Raw genomic sequence first — 24754 nt, 5'->3', positions numbered from 1 at the left:
ATGCCTGATTGATTCCGCGCATTTCATCGACTTTGCTGCATGCGTCTCAACGCCTAATCCCCCATGGCCAAACTCACTTTCGTTCTCGAAGACGGACAAGAAGTGGTGGTTCCTCTCAAGGAACACACCACCATTGGCCGTGACGAGGACAATGACATCGTGGTCGATGACGAGCGCATCTCCCCACACCACGCCGAAATCGTGCAGAATGCCGACGGCAGCCTCCAGGTCTTTGATCTGAAATCCACCACCGGCACCTTCGTCAATGGCGAGAGCCAGCTTAGCTGCACCCTCCTCCATGGCGATGCCGTCGCCTTCGGCCCGCTCCGCGGCACACTCGATCTCGAAGACGAGGCATCAGCTCATGACGTCGCTCTGCCTCCCTCCTTCACCGAGCCCTCTCCGCCTCCATCTCCCGCGCCAGAAAAGCCATCTTCCCCGCCCGAAGAGCCCCCTCCTGCGCCTCCGGCCTCCACTGCACCCGAAGCGGAGCCCAAACCGGCACCCGCAGCCGAGCCCGCACCCGCACCCGCAGCCCCTGCTCCGGCCCCAGGCCGCATGCCCGATCAGGCTCTCGTGGACGCCGTTACAAAACTCGAAGCTGAGAAATCACAACTCGAAGAGGAAAAATCACATCTTGAGGCGGAGAAAGCACGCCTGAAGGCAGAGGTGGCCACGGCCGAAAAAGAGCTGCTCGAATGGCAGCAGCGCGCTGAAAAAGAGCGCGCCCTCCATTTTGCCCGCGTGGAGACTCTCCGTGCCGAGGAGGAAAAACTCACACCGCTGCAAGCCGCCGTTCAGCAGGCTGAATCCGCCCATCGTGAGTGGCTGGAGTCCATCAGCGCCCTCACCGGCCAGTACGACGATAAAACGACCGCCCTCGAGCGCCTCAACACTCAGCATTACGAGAGGTCCACCGAGCTCCAGCGTCTCACCACCACCGCCAACGACCTCCGGCAGGAAATCCAAAACCTCAACGCCGAGAAGGACCAGGCCGCCGCACGCCTCAATCAGATACGCGATGAATGCGAGCAAGACGAGGCCCTCTTAAATTCGCTGCGCCAGCAGATCATCGAGCATGAGAAGCGCATCGTTGAAGAAGAGGCCAGGCACGCCTCCCTCAACACCGCCACCCAGGCCCTCAGCACCAGGCACCAGCGCGATGAAGCCGCCGTCAAAGATCTCGAGTCCCTCCTCATGACTCTTGAGCAAAAAGGCGCCGCTGCCGAAGGCTCCCTGCAGCGCCTCCAGGCAGATCTCGCCGCGCGCGAAAAAGACCTGGCCGCACGCACGGCCGAGCTCGCCGCCTGTGAGAAAAACATCGCCGCTCGCACCGCCGACCTCGCCGCCGAAACCAGGCGCATCGCCGAGGCCAAGGCCCGGCGCGATGAGCTCGAGCAGCAGAGCCGCGAGCTCGCCTCCACCAAGCAGCAGCTCGCGGATGCCCGGCAGCGCCTCGCCGCCGTCGAGCAGCGCTATCGCGACGCCCAGGCCAACGGCGCCCCGGCCGGGTCTCATCTCGCTCCTGCCCGCCGTCCGGCCCCTCAGGAAAATGGCTCAAAACCAGCCGCCTCACCAGCGCCCTCGCCTTCTCCTGAACTCGGCGAGGTGAACGCCCAGGTCGAGGCCGCCCGTCGCGAACTGGCCGAACTCGAGGCCAAAATCGCGTCTCTGCGCGAAGGGCAGCCAGCCCCTGCGGCAGAAGCCCCCGGGACCGCGCCCGCCTTCCCCCCGCCCCTCATTGTTCAAGTCGAAACCATCAAGCTCGCTCGCATCCCCATCAAATCCGAGCGCACCCGTGGTCCCGGCACAAAAACAGCCTTCGCGGACAAAAAGTAGCAGCACGCCATCCACCGCTTTTCAGCCGCCTGCGCGTTCCCCGTCCCGCGGACTTTGAAGAATGCGCATCCACGTTTCCATTCTTCTGACCCTCGCAGTGCTCACCCACGGCCTGCACGCCGCCCCGAAAGCCACGAGACGCTCCAACATCATCCAGTCCCGTCTCCGCCTGCTTCCTCGCGTCAATTTCCAGCGCTCCGGTCTCGGCGAAGAGGAGGCCGGGACCATCACTGCTGGCATGGGATGGTATGAAAAGCTCAGCCGCATTCTCTCCATGCAGTTCCGCACGAGCTCCATGTTCTCCGTCACGGACAATGTCTTCAACACCCAGTCGGATGCGCAGTCGGACACCCAGTACGCCCAGTTCGCCGGCCTCTCCCTCGATGCCGAGTTCAGCGAGCACTGGGCTTTCTCCAACACCTTTGATGAATCATGGTTCTACTATGGCCGCGCGGACAATGCCTCCGAAGACTTCGTCTCCAGCACCTTCCGCCAGATGCTCAGTTACGACCGCGTCTTCTTTGACAAGAAGCTGGACGTGAACCTTCCGCTGAGCTGGGAGTTTTCGCGGCTCTTCAACCGCGCCACCGGCGCACGCACGCTCGACAGCCACACCTACCGCGCCGCGGCGGAGTTCTCCTGGTTCTGCCGCCCCTGGTTCACCCCAGCCTGGAGCTACGAATACTTTTACCAGGACAATGGCAGCCCCACCGACTTCGTGCCCGGCAAGCACAAGCACAACCTCAACCTCGGCGTCACCTTCACCCCCTTCAAAGGACACAAGTTCTACCTCATCCCCTCGGTGCAGTACTCCGTCGAGCAGTTCATCCACGTCGTCCGCACCGACAGAATCTGGACCCCCGCCGTCACCATGACCTGGCAGCCGTTCAAATGCCTCGCCTTTGACGTCATCGGCACCTACACCAGATCCGCCTCCACCCAGGACGACTCCAGCTACAAAGTCTTCTCCACCACCATCTTCGCCCGCCTCTTCTTCGACTGGTAGCCCAAGGAGGGGGAGTCTCCGACTCCCCCAAAGTTCCCGAAGGGATCAAAACCCGCAAAACACCGCGCCACTCATTCATTTCGCCGAAGCCCCCTGCGCCCTCCCTGATCCCAGAGGGATCACAGCCGGTAGCCAGGGATAAGCTCGCGTAGCGAGCGCCACCCCTGGAAAAAACGCCGCCCATCAGGCAAGCAAAGCCAGCGCTTTCTTCGCGCGCCGCGCCCTCCAGCAGCGTCTTATATCATGAACAGTTGAAAACGAGCCTTCGTCCGCGGCGCATAGGATCGGCGGGGAGCCGGAGATGGATGATAGAGCCATCCTCAGGGAGTATAGACACCCATGACAGCGCGAGAGCGCCAGCAAAGTGGTCCGCTCAGTCCTCTGAGCGGAACGAGCGAGCGTGTGGCGAACAAGCCAGGAAAGAAGAGGTTCGGACTGTGAGTGTCAGGGAGGCATGCGTCGGCTTTGCGGCCTGCGTTCCGCTCAGAGGACTGAGCGGACCACGTTGAGAGCCAGCCTGCGGCTGGCACATTAACAAACCCGTTTTCAACTGTTCTTGGTATTACCGCGCCATCGCCGCACTCACCGCCCCGCCACCGAACTTCTCCACGCCCCCTTTGCTCTGATGTCGCTCAGCCAGGCACGCGCGCAGGTGCCGCTTTCCACGAGCCAGCCTGCACACGCATACCAACCCGCTGTCCGAAATCATAAATCATAAATCGTAAATCATAAATTCCCCCGCCTCACCCCACATGCTTCTTCAAAAACCCCGCCAGCGCCTGCGCCACATTCGTCACCTGCCTCGCCGTCCGCTCATCCTTCAGCGTCCCCTGTTCATCAAACGCCTCATGCGCCTTCGGCACCGCCACCTGCTCCGGCAGCACCATCACGCCCAGATTGCCCAGAATCGCCCGCACGTGCACCAGCCCCCGCAGCCCGCCCAGCGCTCCCGGAGACGCGCTGATCAAAGCCGCCGCCTTGCCCTTGTACGCCACCAGCGCCGGCTCATCGTCCGTCTCCGCCCGTGACACCCAGTCGATCGTGTTCTTCAGCACTGCGGTGATCGAGCTGTTGTACTCCGGCGCGGAAATCAGCAGCGCATCATGCTCGCGAAACAGTGCCTTCAGCTTCTTCGCATTCTCCGGCAGCCCCTGCGCCTCCTCCAGGTCCTCGTCAAAAAGCGGCATCGCATAGTCGCGCAGATCCACCAGCGTCACCTCGGCCCCTGCGGCGCGCGCGGCCTCCGCCGCAAAATGCACCAGCTTCTTGTTGTACGATCCGGTCCGCGTGCTGCCTGCAAAAGCGAGAATTTTGGGAGTGCTCATGGCCCATGCATACAGTCCCGCCACGAAACCGCCAGCCCGGAGTGAGCATTCCGCATTGTCAGCCCTCGTTTTTCTGACGAAGGTGTCTCACCATGAAGATCGACGCCCTGGCCCGTCTCGAGCGCTACGCCAAACGCATCGCGGAAATCGCCGCCGTGCTCGGCAAATACGGTCTCGCAGACCTCTTTGGCGGCTTCAAGTACGCATGGCTCCAGGACCGCCTCAAAAGCGCCGACGGCCAGTCCCTCACCATCGGCGTCACACAGGCCGCGCGCATCCGCATGGCGCTCACTGAGCTCGGCACCACCTTCATCAAGCTCGGCCAGATGCTCAGCACCCGCGCCGACCTCCTCGGCCCGGAGCTCACGGAGGAGCTCTCCCAGCTCCAGTCCAATGTGCCGCCAGACGCCTCCGCCCTCGCCCGCGCCACCATCGAAAAAGAGCTCGGCCTGCCCATCGCCGAGCTCTTCGCTGTTTTTGATGACACCCCTCTCGCCGCCGCCTCCGTGGCCCAGGTGCACGCCGCTCTGCTCCATACCGGCCAGAGTGTCGTGGTCAAAGTGCGCCGCGCCGGCGTGGCCGAGCAGGCCGCCACGGATGTGGAGATCGTCCAGGCCCTCGCCGAACTTCTCGAAAAACACTCCCCCGCCCTCCGCTCCTATCAGCCCCTCGCCATCGTCCGCCAGTTCCGCCGCACCCTCCTGCGCGAGCTCGATCTCACCTACGAGCGCCAGAACCTCGAGGAGTTCGCCCGCAACTTCGCCGATGACCCCACCGTCTGCATCCCCGAAGTCTTCGGCTCCCTCTGCTCGCATCAGGTCGTCACCATGGAGCGCCTGGACGGCATCATCGGCGCCGACATCGAGAGGCTCAGGCAGTCCGGCGAAGACCTGGGCGAGTTCGCCAGACGCGGAGCCAACATGTATTTGGAAATGCTTTTTCGCGATGGTTTCTACCACGCCGATCCCCACCCCGGAAACCTCCTCCTCCTGCCCGGAAACATCGTCGGCGTCATCGACTGCGGCATGGTCGGCCGCATCGATGAAGACCTGCGCGATGAAGTCGAGGCCCTCCTCCTCGGCATCGTGGAAAATGATTCCGAACTCGTCTCTGAGCAGGTCCTCCGCCTCGGCTCTGTGCCCGCCGACTGTTCGCGTGAAAAACTCCGCGCAGACCTTCAGGAGTTCATGGCGGACTACACCGGCCATCCCCTCAATGACATCCGCGTCGGCGCCGCCTTGAGCAATCTCGTCGAAATCATCCGCGGCCACCACATCGTGCTGCCGCCTTCCCTCGCCCTGCTGCTGAAGACCCTCATCGTGCTGGAGGGCACCTCCCGCCGCTTCAGCCCGGACGTCAGTCTCGCCGGCCTCATGCAGCCCTACTGCAGGCGGCTCTTCATGCGCCGCTTCTCACCCGGCCGCATCGCCAAACGCGCCCGCCGCACCTTCCGCGTGTGGGACCGCCTCCTCACCGCCCTGCCACGGGACCTCACCGACCTGCTCGCCCGCTTCCGCGACGGCTCCCTCACGGTGCATCTCGACCACCGCCATCTCGATCCCATCATCAACCGCCTCGTCCTCGGTATCCTCACCGCCGCCATCTTCCTCGGCTCCAGCGAGCTCTGGAGCCGCCAGGCCGCCCCGCTCCTCTACGGCGTCTCCGTCTTCGGCGCCCTCGGCTACGCCCTCTCTCTCTTCCTCGGCTGGCGCCTCCTCCGCGCCATCCGCAAATCCGGAAACATCCAGTCCAAGGACTAATGCCATGATCGATTGAATCCAGGCCTCTATCCGTTGAAACTTCTGCCGCAGCCTGCCCCTCCTTTCTTGAAGGCCAACGGCCTTCCGCATCATAGCGAAGGGATGCCGAGCCTCAGCGAGGCTTCCCTGGTACAGGCGTCACCCGCCGGGAAGCACACCCAAAGGCTTCTTCACACATCGCCCTCTCCAGCAGCGTCTTCTCGCCGTCCCGCCCGGTCTTCTAAGCTCCAGCGCATCAGAGCCAGCCTGCGCCCGTGCCCCCCCGGGTGCAGATCTCTTTTCAAAGGCTCATGGTGAAACGTCTCCCCGGCGCATGGCCGGATTCTCACGAATCATGTCCGATTCTTGACAGCTTGACCTCTTGACCTCCCCTCCCTCCCCACCGTAAACCTTTCGTCGCTTCCAACCCCTTCCCTTTCCCACCATGTATTTCCTCGGCATCGACAGCGGCACGCAGAGCACCAAGGCCATTGTACTCGACTTCGATTCGGGCAAAATCATCGCCACCGGCCACAGCTCCTACGATTTGATCGAAGGCCTCCCCCCCGGCCATCTCGAGCAGGACCCCCAGTCCTGGCTCGATGCCGTGGACGCCTCCGTGCAGCAGTGCCTTGAGCAGATCGGCAAGGACCGCACGCGCATCACCGGCATCGGTGTCAGCGGCCAGCAGCACGGCCTCGTGGCCCTCGGCGCGGACGACAAGCCCGTGCGCCCCGCCAAGCTCTGGTGCGACACCTCCACCCAGCCGCAGTGCGCGGAGATCGCCCACCACTTCGGCGGCCAGCCCGGCGTCATCGCCGCCGCCGGCAATGCCATGCTCCCCGGCTACACCATTCCAAAGCTCCTCTGGCTCAAACAGAACGAGCCGGAAAATTTCGCGAAGACCAAAACCATCCTCCTCCCGCACGACTACATCAATTTCTGGCTCAGCGGCATGAAGCGCATGGAATACGGAGACGCCTCCGGCATGGGCATCCTCAATGTGAACACCCGCCAGTGGGCCTATGACATCTGTGATTTCATCGATCCCAGCGTGCGCTCCATGCTGCCTCCTCTCGGCTCTTCCAAGGCCGTTCATGGAACCATCCGCAAGGATCTCGCCGTCAAATGGGGCCTCAACTTCGACGTCATCATCAGCGCCGGCGGCGGTGACAACATGATGGGCGCCATCGGCACCGGCAACATCAAGCCCGGCGTCATCACCGCCAGCTTCGGCACCAGCGGCACCCTCTACGGCGTCGCCTCATCTCCCGTGGTTGATGGCCAGGGCGAAGTCGCCGCCTTCTGCGACAGCACGGACCAGTGGCTCCCGCTCGTCTGCACCATGAATGTCACCGTCGTCACCGAGCAGGTGCGCGAGATGTTCCGCTGGGATCTCCGCCAGCTCGAGGCCGCCGTGAAATCCGCACCCGCGGGAGCAGACGGCGTCATGTTCCTCCCCTATCTCAATGGCGAGCGCACGCCGAACCTGCCCAACGGCACCGGCGTCATCCACGGCCTGCGCCCCGCCAACATGGCCCCCACGAACATCGCCCGCGCCGCCGTCGAAGGCGCCACCCTCGGCCTCGCCTACGGCCTGAAGCGCTTCCGCGATCTCGGCATGAACCCCACTGAAATCCGCCTTACCGGTGGCGGCAGCAAGAGCAGCGTCTGGCGCCAGATCGCCGCGGACTGCTTCAATGCCGAAGTCGTCACCCTCAGCACCAGCGAAGGCGCCGCCCTCGGCGCCGCCATCCAGGCCATCTACGCACGCGACAATCAGGGCGGCGCTCAACGCCTGAGCTACGAAGACCTCTGCGCCCGTCTCGTGAAGCTTGATGAATCCACCCGCTGCAAGCCCAATGCGGACAATGCAGCCCTCTACGCCGCCCAGCTCGAACGTCAGATGGAGCTCACCGGCCGCCTCAATCAAACCGGCTGGCTCTGACCCTGACCGCCCGCTGCCTCCATGAAACCCACCGTCATCACCCACCCCGGCGCCGTCGTCATCGCGCTCGAAGGCGAGGCCGATCTCGCCACCGTGCCCGAATTCCAGAAAGTCGTGCGCGAGCAGATGAAGGCCGGCGTGAAGCGTCTCATCATCGACTTCTCCAAGGTCACCTTCGTCAACACGCCCGTCTGGGCCGTCGTCGTGGAGTACTTTCAGCACGCCAGCGGCGCAGGCACGGAATTTGCGCTCACCGGCATTCAGGGCCGTGTGGATGCCTCGTTCAAAATCGTGCGCCTGGGTGATTTCATCACCCATCTGCCCACCGTGGACGAGGCATTGAGCGCGCCCGACCTCACCAGCAAACGTTAACCCTTCCGGCTCCTCTCGACGCCGTGAGTAATCCTCAGCCCATCTCTTCACGCCAGGGCGTCCTGCTTGAGGTCGCCCGCCGTCTCAGCAGCACTCAGAATCCCGTCGAGCTCGTCGATCACATCCTCCAGCGCTCCCGTGAGGTCATGGACTGCGAGGTCTGCTCCATCCTCCTGCCAGACGGCCCCAGCGAGGACCTCCTCATCCGCTCCACCCTCGATCCCATCAATGCCATGGACGTCCGCGTGCCCAAAGGCCTGGGCATCGCCGGCGACGTCTATGCCACCAGGAAAGCCGTCAATATCGCGGACGCTCTCAGCGATCCCCGCCACTTCCGCCCCGCTTCGGACAAATCCGACCTCGTCACCCGCGCCATGGTCACCATCCCCATTCTTGAGGGCGACCGCTGCCTCGGCGTGATGCAGGCCATCAATCCCAATCACGGCGCCGCTTTCACCACCCAGGACGTCGAAATCTTCGAGACCTTCGGCAGCCTCATCGCCGTGACGCTCATGCGTCTCGAATCTCAGAAGAAGGCCATCCTCGAAGCCGAGACCCGTCAGCAGCTCTCGCTCGCCACCGAGATTCAGAACTCCTTCCTCCCTGCTGCCGACGTCCGCCTTGGCGATGTGCTGGTCGAAACCTTCTACCAGCCCGCCAGCGAGGTCGGCGGCGACTTCTATTTCTGGCATCAGATCGACGACGGCAAAATCCTCCTCGGCGTCGGCGATGTCTGCGGCAAGGGCCTCCCCGCCGCGCTCGACATGGCCCGCGGCACCACCCTCATCGCCTCCACCGCCCATCTCTGCGTCTCCATGCCCCTCGCTGAATGGATGACCACGTTGAACAAACGCCTCTGCGGCGTCATGAAGGCCGGACGTTTCATCGCCATCAATGCCATGCTCGTCTGTCCCAAAACACGTCGCGTCTGGCTCTGCTGTGCCGGCCTGCCCGCCGCCCAGGTGTTCGAAGGTGCCGCGTGGAAGGAAGTCGCCGCTCCCGGCAATGCGCCCCTCGGCATCAGTTGCTTCGCGCGCTATCACGAGCTCGCCCTTCCCCTCAGCACCGGCCGCCAGTGGATGCTCTACACCGACGGCATCCTCGAAGTTCAAAACAGCGCCGGTGAATACTTCGAAGACAAGGCCTTCACCTCCGTCATGCAGCACACCGGCGGAGACGGCTTTCTAACTCATCTCGTCTCCCGCTGGCGCACCTTCGCCCACGGCGCCGCCTATCAGGATGACGCCACCGTCCTCGTGGTCACAGATCATTCTGCGCCACCGCCGGAGTCCATCGCCCTCACCTGCCATCCCGACACCCTGCGCCTCGTGCGCCAGTTCATCGAGTCATGGGCCGCCTATCACGGCCTCGCAGATGATCTCACCGGCCTCATCGTGCTCGGCTGTGATGAAGTGATGAGCAACATCTGCAAATACGCCTACTGCTCCACCAGCACAGACCGCCCCGCCACCTGCCGCATGCAGTCAGGCCCGGACTCCGTCCGCATTCTCATCGAGCACTTCGGCTCCGGCATCACCAACGAGGATTTCCAAAAACTCGTCGCCCCTCCCACTGTCGGGCACCGCATCGGCGGCCTCGGCCTCCACGTCATCAGCGAGATCTTCGACCGCGTCGATTTCCGCCGCGAGGCAGACCGCTCCGTCATCGAATTGGTTAAGGCGGTTCAATAATCCGCCACCGCGGCATTCGCATTGACCCTTTCGCCTATTTTGGATAAAACGGCGGCCTAATTCCAAAATTCAAACCATGGAGACTTCCACCAAGATCAAGCTGTTTGCGATCATTGCCATCCTCGCCGGCCCTTTCGTCACCTACTATGGCCATCAGGAAAAAGAGCGGCTCACGAAGCTCGAAAAGGAAGGCGTCACCGTGGATGGCTTCATCGAAGGCGGAAACTGGAAGACAGGCAAGGGCAGTTACCACCAGTTCGATGTCTCTTACACCCCGCAGAACGGCGCCCCCACCAAACAGACTTTCAAAGTCACCTCCGACTATTTCTCCGCCCACGCCAGCGAAACGACGAAACTGGTCACGAACCCGGATGTCAAAGTGCGCTACCTTCCTTCCGACGTTCAAGGCAGCGCCATCCTCGTCGGCGGCTCCACGGACTTCACCGCAGGCTTCAATCTCGGCATCGGCGCCTTCGTCGGCGGCCTGCTCACCCTCGGTATCATGACCATGCGCAAGAGTTAGCGGCGGCTGCCACACAGCGTTGAAGTGATTTCGCGGGGGGAGAATTTCTCCCGCCTTTTTCATGCCCTGCGCCCGCATCCCTCATCTTGACCGCGCCCCGGATCACCGCCATGCAGTGCGCATCCCCTCATGGCAAAAATCCGCATCAAGTCCGCCGGCAAAATCATCGCATGGATCATGCGCGCCCTCGCCGCCACCTTGCGCTGGCAGATCCGCGATGACGCCGGTGTCTTCGACGCCCACCGCCGCGGCTGCATCTGGGGCTTCTGGCACAACCGCATGTTCCTCATCCCCTGGACCCACCAGGAGTGGTTTGCCAACATTCCCGGCACCATCCTCACCAGCCCCAGCGGAGACGGCCAGATCATCGCGGACCTCTGCGCCAGCTTCGGCATCGAGGCCGCCCGCGGCTCCAGCTCCAAGCCCGAGAAGGGCATGAGCGCCCTCATCACCCTCGCGGAAAAAGCACGCGCCGGCCATGAGATCGGCATCACCCCGGACGGCCCCCGCGGTCCCATCTACCAGGTTCAGCCCGGCATCATCAAGCTCGCCCAGCTCACCGGCGTGCCCCTCATCCCCGTGCACATTCATTACAGCCGCGCATTCCATTTCAAAACCTGGGACCGCTTCATGCTGCCCCTCCCCTTCTCCACCATCACCCTCGTGCTGGACCCGCCCATCCACATTCCCCGCCGCATGACCGAAGAGGAGTTTGAGCAGAAGCGCAAAACCCTCGAAGACGCCCTGCTCCGCGGCAACGACCCCGACTACCTGCGGCAGCGCCTCGAGGCACCCGTGCCCGCCTCCGAAAAGCCCGCACTTCCCCACTGGTGATACAAGAGATGCCGCTCTTTGGAACCACCCTTGAAAAATTTCAGCGCTCCCGCTAGCCTCGCGGCATGGAAACGCTCTCCGTCCGTTGCAACCACTGCGGCGCTCCGCTGCAGGTCGCTGACAAAACGCGCTTCGTCACCTGCCAGTTCTGCCACAGCAGCCTCGAGGTAAAGCGCACCGAAAATTCCATCTTCACCGAGGAAGTCGCAAAGATCGCCGAAAACACCGGCAAGATGGCCGGGAGCCTGGAGATCATCACCCTGCAAAACGAGCTGGAAAGGCTCGACCGCGAGATGGGCGTGGAGCACCTGTCTGCCGCCATGAACAAAAACAAAAGCGGCTCAGGCACCGCCGGACGTTTGATGGGCACCTTGTTCGGCGTTTTTTTCACCGTCGTTTGCATCGTCATGGGCACCGGCTTTTTAAAAGCCGGTGCAGGCATTTTCGCCATCGTTCCCATCGGCATGGCGTTGTTCGGCGTCGCCATTTCCGTCGCATCATTGCGCGCTGGCCTCAATGAAGACACCTCGCGCGCCACCTATCTCACCCGCCGTGAAGACCTTGAGCGCCAGATCGCGGCCTTGAAGCAAAAATAAATGCTCATCGCCTTCTATAAACCCTTCGACGTCCTCTCCCAGTTCACCCAGGAGCACCCCTCCCACCGCACCCTCGCCGAGTTCGGCTTCCCTCCAGACGTGTACGCCATCGGCCGCCTCGACCGCGACTCCGAAGGCCTCCTCCTCCTCAGCGACGAAGCCCGCTGGACCGACCGCCTCCTCAATCCCCGCCACGCCCACCCACGCACCTATCACGCCCAGGTCGATGGCACCATCACCGACGAAGCCCTCAAAAAGCTCCGCTCAGGCGTCGATCTCAAAGACTTTCACACCCTTCCCTGCAAAGCCCGCCGTCTCGACCCCGAGCCCGCCCACCCGCCGCGCATCCCTCCCGTCCGCTTCCGCAAAAACATCCCCACTTCCTGGGTCGAGCTCACCCTCACCGAAGGCAAAAACCGCCAGGTCCGCCGCATGACCGCCGCCGTCGCCCACCCCACCCTCCGCCTCATCCGCGTCAGCATCGGCTCACTCCATCTGCCCGATCTGGCCCTCAGCCCCGGCCAGTGGCGCGAATTGACCTCCAAAGAACAGAATCAGGTCCTTGGCGCATGAGCGCTTTCAGACCCTTCTAAAATTCTGAATCCCCCCCCACGCCCCCTCTCCCTCCGGAAACAACCGCAAACCATCGCAAACAACCGCCAACCACCGCAAACTCCCCTCCCCTCCCCAAATCCCCCCTTGCGCACCCGCCCCGCCATGCCATTTTCCGCGCCCTTTCCCCAACCCCCAGCATGGCCCTCATCGTCCAGAAATACGGCGGCACCTCCGTCGGCAATCCCGAGCGAATCCGCAATTGCGCACGCCGCATTCTGGAAACCCAGCGTGCTGGCAATCAGGTCGTCGCCGTCGTCTCCGCCATGTCCGGCGTCACCGACAACCTGATCAAGCTCGCCAAGGAAGTCTCCCCCGAGCGCGAACCCATCGAGCGCGAGATGGACGTCCTCCTCGCCACCGGCGAGCAAACCACCATCGCCCTCACCGCCATGGCCATCAATGCCCTCGGCGGCAGGGCCGTCTCCCTCACCGGCGCTCAGGCAGGCATCTCCACCGATGGAGTCCACACCAAGGCCCGTATCGTCAATATCACCCCGGACGCGGTGAAAAAGATGCTCGATGAAGGCAACATCGTCATGCTCGCCGGCTTCCAGGGCGAAACCGCCAGCGGCGAAATCACCACCCTCGGCCGCGGCGGCAGCGACCTCACCGCCATCGCCATGGCCGCCGCCATCAAGGCCGACCTCTGCCAGATCTACACCGACGTGGACGGCGTTTACACCTGCGATCCCCGCGTCGTGAAGACCGCCCAGAAGATCCCCGAGATCAGTTACGAAGAGATGCTCGAAATGGCCTCCTCCGGCTCCAAGGTGATGCAGAGCCGCAGCGTCGAGTTTGCCAACAAATTTGGTGTGCGCTTTGAAGTGCGCAACAGCATGAACAACAACCCCGGTACCATCGTGAAAGAAGAAACCCCCGGCATGGAGTCCGTCGTCGTCCGCGGCGTCAGCCTCGAGCGCAATCAGGCCAAGGTCACCATCGACGACGTCGCAGACCGCCCCGGCATCAGCGCCGCCATCTTCGGCGCCATCGCCTCCGCCAACATCACGATCGACATGATCGTGCAAAACGTCAGCTTCGACGGCATCACCGACATCTCCTTCACCCTCAGCGCCGCCGACCTTCCCAAGGCCGAAGCCGCCCTCAAGGCCCTCCTTCCCGGCCTCGGTGAAAAAGCCCAGCTCCGCACCCAGAGCAGCATCGCCAAGGTCAGCGTCGTCGGCATCGGCATGCGCAGCCACAGCGGTGTCGCCGCCAAGATGTTCAAGGCCCTCGCCGACGCCAAGATCAACATTCAGATGATCTCCACCAGCGAGATCAAGACCGCCGTCATCGTCGAAGAAGCCGAAGTCGAAAACGCCGCCCGCGTCGTCCACACCGCCTTCGGCTTGGACGCCTAATCAGTAAGTGATGCGGGCACTCTTGCCCGCAACCTCGATCGTCCTCGATCCTTCTGCCTCGCCTCAACCTCAAAGCGAGAATGGATGGCCTGCCGACCGCCTGGAATATTCGAAAAAAGATTGCCGAAACGGCCAGTCCAAAGGTGAGGCGTTTAGGTTTGAATATTTGTCTGATTTTCCGTGTGTTCCGTAGGCTGCTATTTCAGTTTCTAGGTTCAACTGTGATTCTCTAGAACTCGCAGCGTGAAGGGATCGCGATTCAGCATTAGGGTCACTTCAATCAAAGGAGTCATGAGCGAGGACCTTCATCCATATCAGCCTCCGCAGTCCTCTGCTCCACCCGCGCCGGCCACCCACCCCCGCAATCGCCTCACCGGCTGCATTCGCGGATCTCTCGGCTGCGGCTGCTTCGTCCCCGCCGTGCTATTCTTGATCGCAGGCCTGTCCCACGACATGGGCGGCCCTCTTTTCTGGCCTGTCCTCGTAGTCATTGGTACACTCGTAGGCGCGGCCATCGGCGCCCTCTTCGCCCCTCAGAGAAAGGGACCAGAGTAAGCCCCGGTCCTTTCTGTCCTTCTGAGTGGCACATCTCCCCTTCTGGACATTCCCTTGCCAGCTCATTCCTCTGCCAAAAAAATAGCAAACTCACCGCTAAAAAACAAAACCCCGATCCCGCGTCTTCACGCGAAACCGGGGCAATGAAAAAACACCGACGTAACGGACTACGCGCTGCGCTTCAGATAATACTGCTGGTACACGTTCTCGTTCAGCTTCAGCTTCGCGCGCAGGCTGTCCACCGCGGCAGGCTCGCCGTTGAACTGAATGTTGATGAAGTGGCCGCCTTCCACGTGGCGTGGGTTGAAGGGGAACTTCCGTTTGCCCATGTTGTCGATCTGCTCCAGCTTCAGCCCGGACTTCTCCATGTCCTTGCTGATCGTGCTGACCAGCGAGTCAACGGTTTCTTCTTTGCCTTTGGTGTCGAGCACGATGAGTGCCTCGTATTTGCGGTTCATAGGTGTGTATTTTCGGGGGTTGTTTAATTAAGATTCGGGTTGCTGTCGGTTGAAGACATTCATGGCTGCTTCCAGCCCGCGATCAACTGCGGAAAGCACCGCATCTGCGGCGCGCTGAATCACGGTCTGCAGCGCCGGCTGCTCCTCCGCGCGGAATTTTCCCAGCACGTGGCCCACCATGCGTTCTCCGGCGGGCCGGCCCTCGGCCGGTGCGATGCCCACCTTCAATCGCGGAAACTCCTGCGTGCCCAGCGAGGCGATCAGCGAGCGGATGCCATTGTGTCCGGCGGCCGAGCCGTTGGTGCGAAAACGCAGGCGCCCCAGCGTCAGGTCCACATCGTCATACACCACCAGCGTCTGCTCCGGAGAGGCCTTGTAAAAATGCCCCACGGCCTGCACGGAGCGCCCGCTCTCGTTCATAAACGTCAGCGGCTTCAGCAGGTACCCGCCGGCAAACTTCGCCACCATGCCAGCCCAGCGCTTTTCTTCGCGAAAGGCGGCTCCCAGGCGTCGTGCGATTTCGTCCAGCACCATAAATCCGATGTTGTGGCGTGTGTCGCGGTAGGTTTCGCCGGGATTGCCGAGGCCCACAATGAGTCGCGGCGCGTTCAAGCCGCTGCTCGTTGTTTCCGCGCCGGAAGCCACATCGTGGAAAGGGTGCGGAGGTGATTACTTCTTGGCGGCGGGCTTCGCGGCGGCGGCGCCAGCGGCAGGCTTGGCACCGGCAGCAGGAGCGGCGGCACCGGCGGCGGGCTTGGCGCCAGCGGCAGGGGCGGCGCCGGCGGCAGGAGCAGCAGCGGCGGCTGCAGGCTCGGGCTCGGCTTCCACCTTCGGCTCTTCGCACATCACGATCACCACATCACCGCCCAGGCGGCAGGTGACACCTTCAGGGAACTTGATTTCACTGACGTGAATGCCCTGGCCCACTTCGAGGTTCGTGACGTCGATCTGAATGCTCTCCGGCAGGTCCTTCGGCAGGCAGCGCACTTCGATTTCATGGTGGATCGCCTCCACCAGGCCGCCGTGCTTCTGGCCCTTGGCCTCGCCCACCGTCACCACCGGCACGTTGGCATGAATTTCTTCGTCAGCAGCCACCGCGTGGAAGTCAATGTGCAGGATGCCGCCGCGCAGGTAGTCGTGCTGCACTTCCTGCACCAGCGCCAGCTGGTCTTCGGAGGAGCCCGCGATCTTCAGCGACACCAGGATGTTGTCAGAGGCGCTGCCTTCGAGGAGCTTCGAAAAGGTCTTGCCATGCACCTGGATGTTGGAAGCCTTCACCTTGCGACCATAGAGGGCGGCGGGAATGTTGCCTGCTTTGCGCATGCGTTTGACGGCGCCGGTACCGGACTCGGTGCGGACTTCTGCCTGGAGATCGAGAATTTTAGCCATGGTCGTGTTTCCTCAGGGGAGGAGGTTTAGTTTTGGAAAAAGGGCGCGGAGGATACACGCCTACCCTCGTGTGTCAAACAGGGATGTGACAGACTCGTTCCCGTGAATCCGGGCGATCGCCTGCGCCAGCAGGGGCGCGATGTCCAGCGCGGTCACTTTTTCCCCCGCCGCCTGGGGGGTCGAATTCGTGGAAAGCAGCTCCACAATCGGCGATTTCACAATGCGGTTCAGCCCCTTCTCCCCCAGCACCGCGTGGGAGACCCCGGCATAAATCTTTTTCGCCCCGTGCTTCAGCAGCAGGTCCGCCGCCGCCGTCAGCGTCCCGGCCGTTTCCGTCAGGTCGTCCACCAGCAGCACGTTTTTCCCCGCCACATCGCCAATCACGCTGTGCGCCTCCACTTCCTCGGCGCTCACCCGGTTTTTCGCCACGATCGCCATCGGCGCGCCCAGCGCCTTCGCAAAGGCGTGCGTCATCTTGATTCCCCCCACGTCCGGAGACACCACCACCAGGTCCTTGATCTCCCGCTCCCGGATCGCCTTCATCAGCACCGGCGCCGCGTACAGGTGGTCCACCGGAATGTCAAAGAACCCCTGAATCTGCCCGGCGTGCAGGTCCACCGTCAGCACCCGGTTCACCCCCGCCGCCACCAGCAGGTTCGCCACCAGCTTCGCCGTGATCGGCACCCGCGGCCGGTCCTTGCGGTCCTGCCTCGCATAGCCAAAAAACGGCAGCACCGCCGTGATGCGGGACGCGCTCGCTCGCCGCACCGCATCCACCATGATCAGCAGCTCCATCAGGTTCTGGTTCGTCGGCGGGCACGTCGGCTGCACAATAAAAACGTCCCCCCCGCGGATGTTCTCATGGATCTGCACAAAAGTCTCGCCGTCCGGGAAAGTGGTCAGCTCCGCTGCGCACAGTTCCATATTCAGGTTCTTGGCAATCGCCTGCGCCAGCGTGGGGTGCGCCGAGCCGCTCAAAATCTTCAGACTTTCATTCATGGGGCGCGGAGTTAGGCGAGTCTGTCACAGAAATCAACCTATCGCGTCATTCTCTGCCTGAATGCTTGTTCTGCGTGACAACTTCCCGTACGTCGGGAGGTTATCCTGCTGTCTGCCCTGCCCGTCTTTTTCCTAGCGCCGCCATGAGTGATTTCACCCCTTCCGTCCCCCCGCCGAAGACCACCGGCGGCGGCTGGCGCTGGGAGCCGCCCAGCCCCGCGGAGCTGCAGCAGATCCTCCCCCAGTACGAGGTTCACATGCTCATCGGCCGCGGCGGCATGGGCGCTGTTTATAAAGGCACCCAGCTCAGCCTGGACCGCGCCGTCGCCATCAAGCTCCTCCCCCCTGCCATCGAGCAGCAGGATCTCGCCTTCGCCGAGCGCTTTAAAAACGAGGCCCGCCTCATGGGCCGCATGAACCACCCCGCCATCGTCAGCGTCTATGACTTCGGCCGCACCTCGGACGGCCAGCTCTACTTCGTCATGGAGTATGTCGATGGCACCGACGTCCAGCGCATGATCGCCCGTGAGGGCAAGCTCCCTCCCGAGCACGCCCTCGCCATCACCGCCCACCTCTGCGATGCCCTCGGCTACGCTCACAAGCAGGGCATCGTCCATCGCGACATCAAGCCCTCCAATGTCCTCATCGATCTCGAGGGCCGCGTCAAAGTCGCCGACTTCGGCCTCGCCAAGCTGGCGGACAAAGGCCTGAACTCCGGCCTCACCCAGACAGGCATGGCCATGGGCACGCCCGACTACGTCGCTCCCGAAACGCTCACTTTCGGTTCAGACGTGGACGGCCGCGCGGACATCTACGCCGTCGGCGTCATGCTCTACCAGATGCTCACCGGAGACATCCCGCGCGGCATGTTTAAAATGCCCTCGCAAAAATTTCAGAGCATCGATCCCCGCTTCGATGCCATCGTGCGCCGCGCTCTGGAGCACGACCGCGAGGAGCGCTACCAAAGCAGCCATGAGCTGCGCCTCGCCCTGGACGTCATTCTCACCACTCCCCGTGCGGAGCCCGGCCGCGAATCCAGCGCCGCCCTGCCCAAACAGTCCCCGCCCCCGCACACACCCGGCCGCACCGTCGTCCCCTCCTCGCGCAATCCCGGCTCCTCTCCGCAGCAGCGCACCGCGCCGCAGCCCCCGCCCTACGAGCCGCCGCCCCCGCGCAAGCCCGAATCCTCCTCCACGCTCCCCTACGTCATCTTCGCCCTGCTCATGCTCGGCGGCGGCGGCTGGTTCATCGTGCATCAGCAGCCCTCAGGCACCGCCCCCGCTCCATCGGACTCCGGTGACACAGCGTCCTCCTTGTCTTCTTCATCGTCTTCATCTGAGCCCAAAAAAACCGGAGCACCTCCACCAAAGCCCGCACCCGCTCCGCCCAAGGGCAATCCCGCGCCGGTGACACGCCCTTCCACCAGCGGCGGCTCCTCCTCCACCGCTTCGTCTGCATCCCGTCCCACCACTCCCGTCCCGCCCACCCCGGTTCCCACCACCCCTCCCCCGGCGGTCACACCTCCTGCGACAACGCCTCCTGCCTCCGGGAATGAATCCATCGCCTCCCGCCTCTCCCAGCTCGAGTCCCAGTTCCAGAGCGCCTTCGAGCGCGAGGTGAACGTCTCCTACACCGAGCAGCTCTCCACCCTCGGCACCGGTTACCTTTCCGCCCTGGATCGCGCCACGCAGGACGCCACCAAGGCCGGGCGCCTCGATGAAGCCGTCGCCCTGCGCGAAGAAAAACAGCGCTTCACCGATCACAAGTTCATGCCCTCCATCGACCCCGCGAGTCTGCACAAGACCGTGGTGACTCTCCGCAATGCCTACCGCAGCGCGGAAAAAAAATACGCCCAGCAAAAAGACACCTCCTCCCTTCCGCTCTACGACCGCTACATCGAAGTCCTCAACGCCTTGGAAAAAGAAGTTCTCACCCAGGGCCGCACCGCCGATGTCACCGCCGTCCGCACCAAGCGCGACGACGTCGTCACCCGCCGCAAGCAGCGCGCCGCCAAGGCCCAGACCGGCGCCTCCACCACTCCCCCGCCATCTCCCGCGTCCGCAAAGCTCGCCCTCTTTGACGGCCGCACTCTCTCCGGCTGGCGCATCCTCGGCGATGCCGATTCATTCATCGCCGTCGACGGCGAAATCCGCAGCAACTCACGACCTGGCAATCTCGTCTATGTCGGTCCCAGCGGGGTCGCCCCCTTGTGGAAGGATTTCTCCCTCGAAATCAAAGTCAAATGCCAGGACAAGTCCAATTCAGGCATCTGGCTCCACATTCCCGACCCCATCACCATCCTCAGCCGCAAGGTCTCCGCCTTTGAGGTCAACATCGACGAAAGTGCCGACCAGACAGGCTCCATCTTGGGCGCGGTGGAAATGAGCACCGGCGCGCCCCTCAACAGCAGACTGGAACGCGGCGGGGACCGCTTCGGTTCCTCCAAATCTTTTTCTGACTCGCAAATGAATCAGTGGCTCTCCATGCGCGTCACCAGCAGGTCAGGTCTGGTGACGGTGTGGATTGATGGCAGGCAGGTCAACCAGTGGTCGCTCCCATCCGGCTGGGCGCCACCTCCTGAAAAAAACTACCTGCAGACTTTCCAGGGCACCATAGGCCTCCAATCCATGAGTGGCAGAGTCGCCTTCAAAGACATCATCCTTGAGCTGCTTTGAAAAAGCACGCTCCACATCACCGCCGCAGCGTAGTTCTTGTTTGACACCATGCCCTGGCTCCACCTCATCATCGCCGGACTCCTCGAAGTCGCCTGGGCCATCGGCTTGAAGCAGACTGACGGCTGGACCCGCCTCTGGCCCAGCCTCATCACCGTGGCGCTCATGATCGCCAGCTTCTTCTTTCTCTCCCTCGCCCTGCGCACCCTTCCCCTCGGCACCGCCTACGCCGTCTGGACCGGCATCGGCGCCATCGGCACCGCCCTCATCGGCATCTTCATCTTCCACGAGCCCCGCACCACCGCCCGCCTCATCTGCATCCTCCTCATCGTCTCCGGCGTTATCGGTCTAAAACTCGCCTCCTCCCCCCACACCTGACCCAGCATCCATCTCAATAGTTCTCACAATCCTCCTCTTCCTCTTACTCCTCCTCTTCCTCCCTTTTCCGAGAGTAGGCGGAAGAGTAAGAGAAGGAGAAAGATTCCCAACAACCGTTCAGCCACCGTAAACAACCGTTAACAACTGTAAACTCCCCTCTCCATTGACAACTCCCCCCCCCGCCTCTTCATTCCCATCATGACCCCCAGCTCCTCCTCAGATTTTCCCTCCGTCATCGCCCCTCAGTCCAGCTACATGGTCCCCACCGTCATTGAATCCGAAGGCCGTGGCGAGCGCGCCTATGACATCTACTCCCGCCTCCTCAAGGACCGCATCATCTTCCTCGGCGGCGAAGTGAACGACACCATGGCCTCCATCATCATCGCCCAGCTTCTCTTCCTCCAGATGCAGGACCCGAAGAAGGACATCAACATCTACGTCAACAGCCCCGGCGGCAGCGTCACCGCCGGCCTCGCCATCTATGACACCATGCAGTTCCTCACCTGCGATGTCTGCACCTACTCCATCGGTCTCGTCGCCTCCATGGGTGCCGTCCTCCTCGCCGCCGGCACCAAAGGCAAGCGCTACGCCCTGCCCAACTCCGACATCATGATCCACCAGGTCTCCGGCGGCGCCCGCGGCACCGCCAGCGACGTCGAGCGCACCGTCGAATACATGTTCGGCCTCAAAAAGCGCCTCAACCGCATCCTCGCCCACCACACCGGCAAATCCGTCGAGCAGATCGAACGTGACGCCGACCGCGACAACTACATGTCCGCCGCCCAGGCCGCCGAATACGGCCTCGTGGACAAAGTCCTCGAAGGCAAAAAGGACATCCCCTCCGACTCCAAATAAACAACACTCCCTTTCAAAAGGGCGGGACTCACACTCCCGCCCTTTTTTGTGCCCAAAAACCGGTCCCACAACATCGCATAGCCTCAAAACGAATCCCCTCTCCCCACCGATGATAGGCACACACGCCCAAAAATTCCTTTGGGGAGAGGTCGGGTGAGGGGCCACACAAAATAATCGCCGCATGGTCATCGCAACCCCCCGGCCTTCTCTCCAAGTCTGCCCCTCAAAAATCAAAAATCCTTGCTCATCAATCGTCAATCACGCACACCCATACCACCCTTGCACCAGCGCGATTGCCGATTGTCGAACCATCGATTTTCGATTTTTGAAGCGCCTGCCCTTCCCCCGACTGAGCGCGTCTTGATAAGCTCCTCGTCCAATGTCCGATATTGGTCATTCATTCGTCATTCCTCATTGATTCACTTCGTTCACCCTGCGGGCTCCCTTCGGTCGTCTGTCTCACTTCGTTCGGCTCTGGTTTCGTCATTTGCATTGCACCTCCCCACCACCCTTTGACATCTTCTTTCTCATGAAATTCGGCTTCGTCACCGCCATCCTCCCCGAGCTCTCCTTCGACAACGTCCTCAACTTCGCCCGCCACGAAGGCTTCTCCACCGTCGAAGTCATGTGCTGGCCCGTCGGCAAAGCCGAGCGCAAATACGCCGGCGTCACCCACATCGACGTCACCTGCCTCACCAAGACCAAGGCCCAGGAAATCCTCGGCCAGTGCGATGACCAGGGCGTCAGCATCAGCGCCCTCGGTTACTACCCCAACATGCTCGACCCCGATCCCGCCGTCTCCCGCCCCGCCGTCTCCCACTTCAAAAAAGTCATCGCCGCCGCGCCCAAACTCGGCGTGAACCTCGTCACCGGTTTCGTCGGCCGCGACTGGACCCAAACCATCGATGAAAACTGGCCCCGCTTCCTCAAAACCTGGCAGCCCATCATCCAATACGCCGAAGACCACGGCGTCAAAATCGGCATCGAAAACTGCCCCATGTCCTTCACCCGTGATGAATGGCCCGCCGGCAAAAACCTCATGACCACCCCCGCCATCTGGCGCCGCGCCTTCAACGACATCGACTCCGGCTCCTTCGGCCTCAACTACGACCCCTCCCACTTCATCCTTCAGGACATGGATCCCCTCAGCCCCCTCGCCGAGTTCAAGTCCAAGCTCTTCCACGTCCATGCCAAAGACGTCAAAATCAACCGCGCCGCCCTCAACCAAGTCGGCCGCTTCGACTTTCCCCTCAACTGGCACCAGCCAAGAATCCCCGGTTACGGCGACATCAACTGGCCCGCCTTCATGGCCGAGCTCACGCGCATCGGCTACACCGGCCCCCTCTGCATCGAAGTCGAAGACGACACCTTCGGCAAAACCCTCGACGGCCGCCTCCGCGCCATCAAAGTCGCCCGCAACATCCTCGCCCCTTTCTTCGGCTGACCAAGCTCCCTTGCGCCCCATCGCCACCGAACCTGAATCGTCCTCGTCCTCCTACTCGAACTCGTCCTCGAACCTGCCGCTTCAGCACACCCAACGTTTCCCCTCTCATATCGTCCACTCCTCCCGCCTCACGCCCCCCATCTTCCTCCTCCTCCACCTCTTACTCCTCCTCCCTGAACGACCGTCTTCCTCGTCCTCGTCCTCCTACTCGACTCGTCCTCGATCAAAACGCCCCGCAGACACCCACGCCTCCGCAAACCACACCCGCACCAAGCCCGCCCCTCTTCGTATTGTAGTACCGGCTTCAGCCGGTCCGGACTCCCCGTTCGTAGTTCGGGCTTTAGCCCGTTCCGAAATCAGTCCCACGAAATCCCCCATGCGCCCGGCCCTCATCACCGCATCGCTCCTCACCCTCTCCGCATGCGGCAAGATCCCCACAAAACTCACCACCCCCCCGCTGCCCAAAGTCGCCATCGCTGACATCCCCGCCCCACCCGCTCCCACCATCATCGTCGAAAAAGGCTCCACCCTCCGCGACATTGCCGCGGCAGCCTACCACAGCGACACCTTCAGCGGCTTCGTCGGCCAGCTCAATGGCATCCCAAAACCCGAGCTCCTGAAAGCCGGCGCCACCCTCAAAACACCCTCCCTGCCAGTCGCCCTTCGCGACGCAGGCCTCGATCCCCAGTATCAGCCCGCCGCCAACGCACTCTCCAAAGCCTGGGCCGATCTGTCCGCGATCCTCCCAGACTACCTTCGTGTTCGCGATGCCTCCGGCATCAGAGACGGCGGCAGGTTCGCTCTCCCAGAAAAAATAAAAAAGGTCCTCCTAACCTGCGCCGAAACACTCGACGCCGCGATCAATGTCCTCCAGCACCCGGGCGCAGGACACGTGGCGCCGCGCGCCACCATCGGCAGCTTCAAAGAGGCATCTACCACCCTTCAGTCCATGGCAAAAGGAAACGTCGAAAGCTTCGACTACGAGACTTTCATCCTGGAGCAAAAATTCGGCCGCGGCTTCACCAACCTCCTCCTCTGGGTCCAGAACCACCACAAGTAATCCGTCCACCCGTCTTCATCCAGAGACTCATTTCCCTCGGCGCGCACCCTCATGCACAGGATCTACCACGACTTTAACAAGCTCCTCCCTGGCAAGGATGAGAAGTCACGATCTGCTCCCCTCGTCTGCCGCGGAACAAAGAACGACCTTGATGCATTAGGACTCACTCTCGCAGACGGCATGGAGGTCCTCCTTTATCAGCCCGACGGCGAAGCACCAGATGGCAACTCCGATAGCCTGGAAGTCAGGGCCACCATTCGCTACTCACCCCAGGAAGCCTGCTTCGTCGCCGACTTCATCTGGGATGACTTGATGTATCATTCAGAAGCAGAGGCACTGGGACGCCATTAACGTCCTTCACTCTCATCCTCCGCCCCCTCTGCCTCTCTGCCCCTCCGCGGCAAAACCGAGCATCCCTCCACCTTCGCAGCCACACCCCACAACCATCAATACCACAAACTACCACAAACATCCCGCCCGTCTAAACCCCAAGGACTGGGGGTCTCCGACCCCCGCGCCATCACTCCCTCAACCTCTTCCCCGTCTCCCCCTTCACAAACCTCATCTCCCTCTTCCTCCCACCACCGCTCCTCACCTCCACCAGCGTCACCTGATCCGTAAACAGCTCCTCAAACACCGAGCACCTCAGCGTCGCTCCCTCCACGCCCCCCGGCATCTCCACCTCAAAAAACAGCACCACAGCCGGATCTCCGCTCTTCTCACTCGCCTTCTCCATCTCCCTTCCCACCCACTTCATCTTCGCCACCTTCCCCGCCGCGTCCGCCACCACAAAATGCTTCGCCAGATACACCTCGATCTGCGCATCAAACTCCGCCGCTGGCGTCTTCTCCATCCGCATCTCCCTCTCGCTCTGCCGCACCAGCGCCAGCTCCAGATCACTCACAAAAACCGTCAGGCTCACCTCCAGCCTCTTCGTCCCTTCATCATACTCCACCTCCCCCGTCGCCATGTGCACCGCATGCCCATGCCCCCACGCACACGCCCCAAATAAATAAAAGATGACCCACAAAACACGCACGACACACGAACCTTAGTCCCCAGCCCTGCCTCGATCAAGCCACGCTCTCTCCCTTC

General features: G+C 62.3%; 23 protein-coding genes. 17 read left to right on the top strand and 6 right to left on the bottom strand.

Going from position 1 to position 24754, the window contains the following annotated elements:
• Positions 1–63: 63 nt before the first annotated feature.
• Positions 64–1839 carry an FHA domain-containing protein gene (locus tag ACILSQ_RS10070; protein ID WP_395743480.1) on the top strand — a complete coding sequence of 592 codons (1776 nt, stop codon included), beginning with the start codon at positions 64–66 and terminating at the stop codon, positions 1837–1839.
• Positions 1840–1900: 61 nt separating this feature from the next.
• Entirely contained in the window at positions 1901–2845 is a 945-nt protein-coding gene (locus ACILSQ_RS10065; protein WP_395743479.1) for a hypothetical protein, read from the top strand.
• A gap of 743 nt (positions 2846–3588) precedes the next feature.
• Here the strand turns inward: ACILSQ_RS10065 and ACILSQ_RS10060 are convergent.
• The gene (locus ACILSQ_RS10060; RefSeq protein WP_395743478.1) at positions 3589–4170 is read right to left on the bottom strand and encodes an NADPH-dependent FMN reductase; all 582 of its coding nucleotides are present in this window, start codon (positions 4168–4170) and stop codon (positions 3589–3591) included.
• A 92-nt stretch (positions 4171–4262) separates the two neighbouring features.
• On the opposite strand from ACILSQ_RS10060, the gene ACILSQ_RS10055 reads away from it, so the two are divergent.
• The 9 genes from ACILSQ_RS10055 (at position 4263) to ACILSQ_RS10015 (ending at position 13849) form a co-directional block, all read left to right on the top strand.
• Entirely contained in the window at positions 4263–5930 is a 1668-nt protein-coding gene (locus tag ACILSQ_RS10055; protein ID WP_395743477.1) for an ABC1 kinase family protein, read from the top strand.
• Positions 5931–6354: 424 nt separating this feature from the next.
• A complete protein-coding gene (gene xylB / locus ACILSQ_RS10050) occupies positions 6355–7857 on the top strand; it encodes a xylulokinase (RefSeq protein ID WP_395743476.1) in 1503 nt (500 codons plus the stop codon).
• Positions 7858–7878: 21 nt separating this feature from the next.
• Positions 7879–8229, top strand: coding sequence for an STAS domain-containing protein (locus ACILSQ_RS10045; RefSeq protein ID WP_395743475.1), 351 nt, complete (start codon positions 7879–7881; stop codon positions 8227–8229).
• A 23-nt stretch (positions 8230–8252) separates the two neighbouring features.
• Entirely contained in the window at positions 8253–9920 is a 1668-nt protein-coding gene (locus tag ACILSQ_RS10040) for a SpoIIE family protein phosphatase (protein WP_395743474.1), read from the top strand.
• A 76-nt stretch (positions 9921–9996) separates the two neighbouring features.
• The gene (locus tag ACILSQ_RS10035; RefSeq protein ID WP_395743473.1) at positions 9997–10443 is read left to right on the top strand and encodes a DUF3592 domain-containing protein; all 447 of its coding nucleotides are present in this window, start codon (positions 9997–9999) and stop codon (positions 10441–10443) included.
• Positions 10444–10572: 129 nt separating this feature from the next.
• Positions 10573–11277 carry a lysophospholipid acyltransferase family protein gene (locus tag ACILSQ_RS10030; RefSeq protein WP_395743472.1) on the top strand — a complete coding sequence of 235 codons (705 nt, stop codon included), beginning with the start codon at positions 10573–10575 and terminating at the stop codon, positions 11275–11277.
• Between the two features lie 65 nt (positions 11278–11342).
• The gene (locus ACILSQ_RS10025; protein WP_395743471.1) at positions 11343–11873 is read left to right on the top strand and encodes a hypothetical protein; all 531 of its coding nucleotides are present in this window, start codon (positions 11343–11345) and stop codon (positions 11871–11873) included.
• Positions 11874–12446 (top strand): pseudouridine synthase, encoded by a 573-nt coding sequence (locus tag ACILSQ_RS10020; protein ID WP_395743470.1) that lies wholly within the window; start codon positions 11874–11876, stop codon positions 12444–12446.
• 179 nt (positions 12447–12625) lie between these two features.
• Positions 12626–13849, top strand: a complete 1224-nt coding sequence (locus ACILSQ_RS10015; protein ID WP_395743469.1) for an aspartate kinase — start codon at positions 12626–12628, stop codon at positions 13847–13849.
• A gap of 722 nt (positions 13850–14571) precedes the next feature.
• Here ACILSQ_RS10015 and rpsF read toward each other — a convergent pair.
• Genes rpsF through ACILSQ_RS09995 form a run of 4 tightly spaced genes read right to left on the bottom strand, consistent with a single transcriptional unit; the run spans position 14572 to position 17250 of the window.
• The gene (gene rpsF / locus ACILSQ_RS10010) at positions 14572–14862 is read right to left on the bottom strand and encodes a 30S ribosomal protein S6 (protein ID WP_395743468.1); all 291 of its coding nucleotides are present in this window, start codon (positions 14860–14862) and stop codon (positions 14572–14574) included.
• Positions 14863–14889: 27 nt separating this feature from the next.
• The gene (gene pth / locus ACILSQ_RS10005) at positions 14890–15474 is read right to left on the bottom strand and encodes an aminoacyl-tRNA hydrolase (RefSeq protein ID WP_395743467.1); all 585 of its coding nucleotides are present in this window, start codon (positions 15472–15474) and stop codon (positions 14890–14892) included.
• 57 nt (positions 15475–15531) lie between these two features.
• A complete protein-coding gene (locus tag ACILSQ_RS10000; protein WP_395743466.1) occupies positions 15532–16251 on the bottom strand; it encodes a 50S ribosomal protein L25 in 720 nt (239 codons plus the stop codon).
• A 60-nt stretch (positions 16252–16311) separates the two neighbouring features.
• On the bottom strand, positions 16312–17250 hold the full coding sequence (locus ACILSQ_RS09995; RefSeq protein ID WP_395743465.1) for a ribose-phosphate diphosphokinase: 939 nt from the start codon (positions 17248–17250) through the stop codon (positions 16312–16314).
• A gap of 143 nt (positions 17251–17393) precedes the next feature.
• Between ACILSQ_RS09995 and ACILSQ_RS09990 the strand changes: the two genes are divergently transcribed.
• The 6 genes from ACILSQ_RS09990 to ACILSQ_RS09965 all read left to right on the top strand — a co-directional run bounded on the left by ACILSQ_RS09990 (position 17394) and on the right by ACILSQ_RS09965 (position 24010).
• Entirely contained in the window at positions 17394–19925 is a 2532-nt protein-coding gene (locus ACILSQ_RS09990) for a protein kinase domain-containing protein (RefSeq protein WP_395743464.1), read from the top strand.
• Positions 19926–19973: 48 nt separating this feature from the next.
• A complete protein-coding gene (sugE, locus tag ACILSQ_RS09985) occupies positions 19974–20300 on the top strand; it encodes a quaternary ammonium compound efflux SMR transporter SugE (protein WP_395743463.1) in 327 nt (108 codons plus the stop codon).
• Between the two features lie 198 nt (positions 20301–20498).
• Positions 20499–21155 carry an ATP-dependent Clp protease proteolytic subunit gene (locus ACILSQ_RS09980; RefSeq protein ID WP_395743462.1) on the top strand — a complete coding sequence of 219 codons (657 nt, stop codon included), beginning with the start codon at positions 20499–20501 and terminating at the stop codon, positions 21153–21155.
• A gap of 529 nt (positions 21156–21684) precedes the next feature.
• Complete coding sequence (locus ACILSQ_RS09975) at positions 21685–22599, top strand: sugar phosphate isomerase/epimerase family protein (RefSeq protein WP_395743461.1); 915 nt, start codon at positions 21685–21687, stop codon at positions 22597–22599.
• 376 nt (positions 22600–22975) lie between these two features.
• Complete coding sequence (locus ACILSQ_RS09970) at positions 22976–23659, top strand: hypothetical protein (protein WP_395743460.1); 684 nt, start codon at positions 22976–22978, stop codon at positions 23657–23659.
• A gap of 51 nt (positions 23660–23710) precedes the next feature.
• On the top strand, positions 23711–24010 hold the full coding sequence (locus ACILSQ_RS09965; RefSeq protein ID WP_395743459.1) for a hypothetical protein: 300 nt from the start codon (positions 23711–23713) through the stop codon (positions 24008–24010).
• A 169-nt stretch (positions 24011–24179) separates the two neighbouring features.
• Here ACILSQ_RS09965 and ACILSQ_RS09960 read toward each other — a convergent pair whose 3' ends face one another.
• Positions 24180–24698: a DUF6702 family protein gene (locus tag ACILSQ_RS09960; protein WP_395743458.1), complete on the bottom strand. Its 519-nt coding sequence runs from the start codon at positions 24696–24698 to the stop codon at positions 24180–24182.
• Positions 24699–24754: the final 56 nt, after the last annotated feature.

The sequence above is a fragment of the Prosthecobacter sp. genome (genome assembly GCF_044227185.1).
GTDB lineage: Bacteria > Verrucomicrobiota > Verrucomicrobiia > Verrucomicrobiales > Verrucomicrobiaceae > Prosthecobacter.
This window is presented reverse-complemented; position numbering and strand designations above follow the sequence as displayed.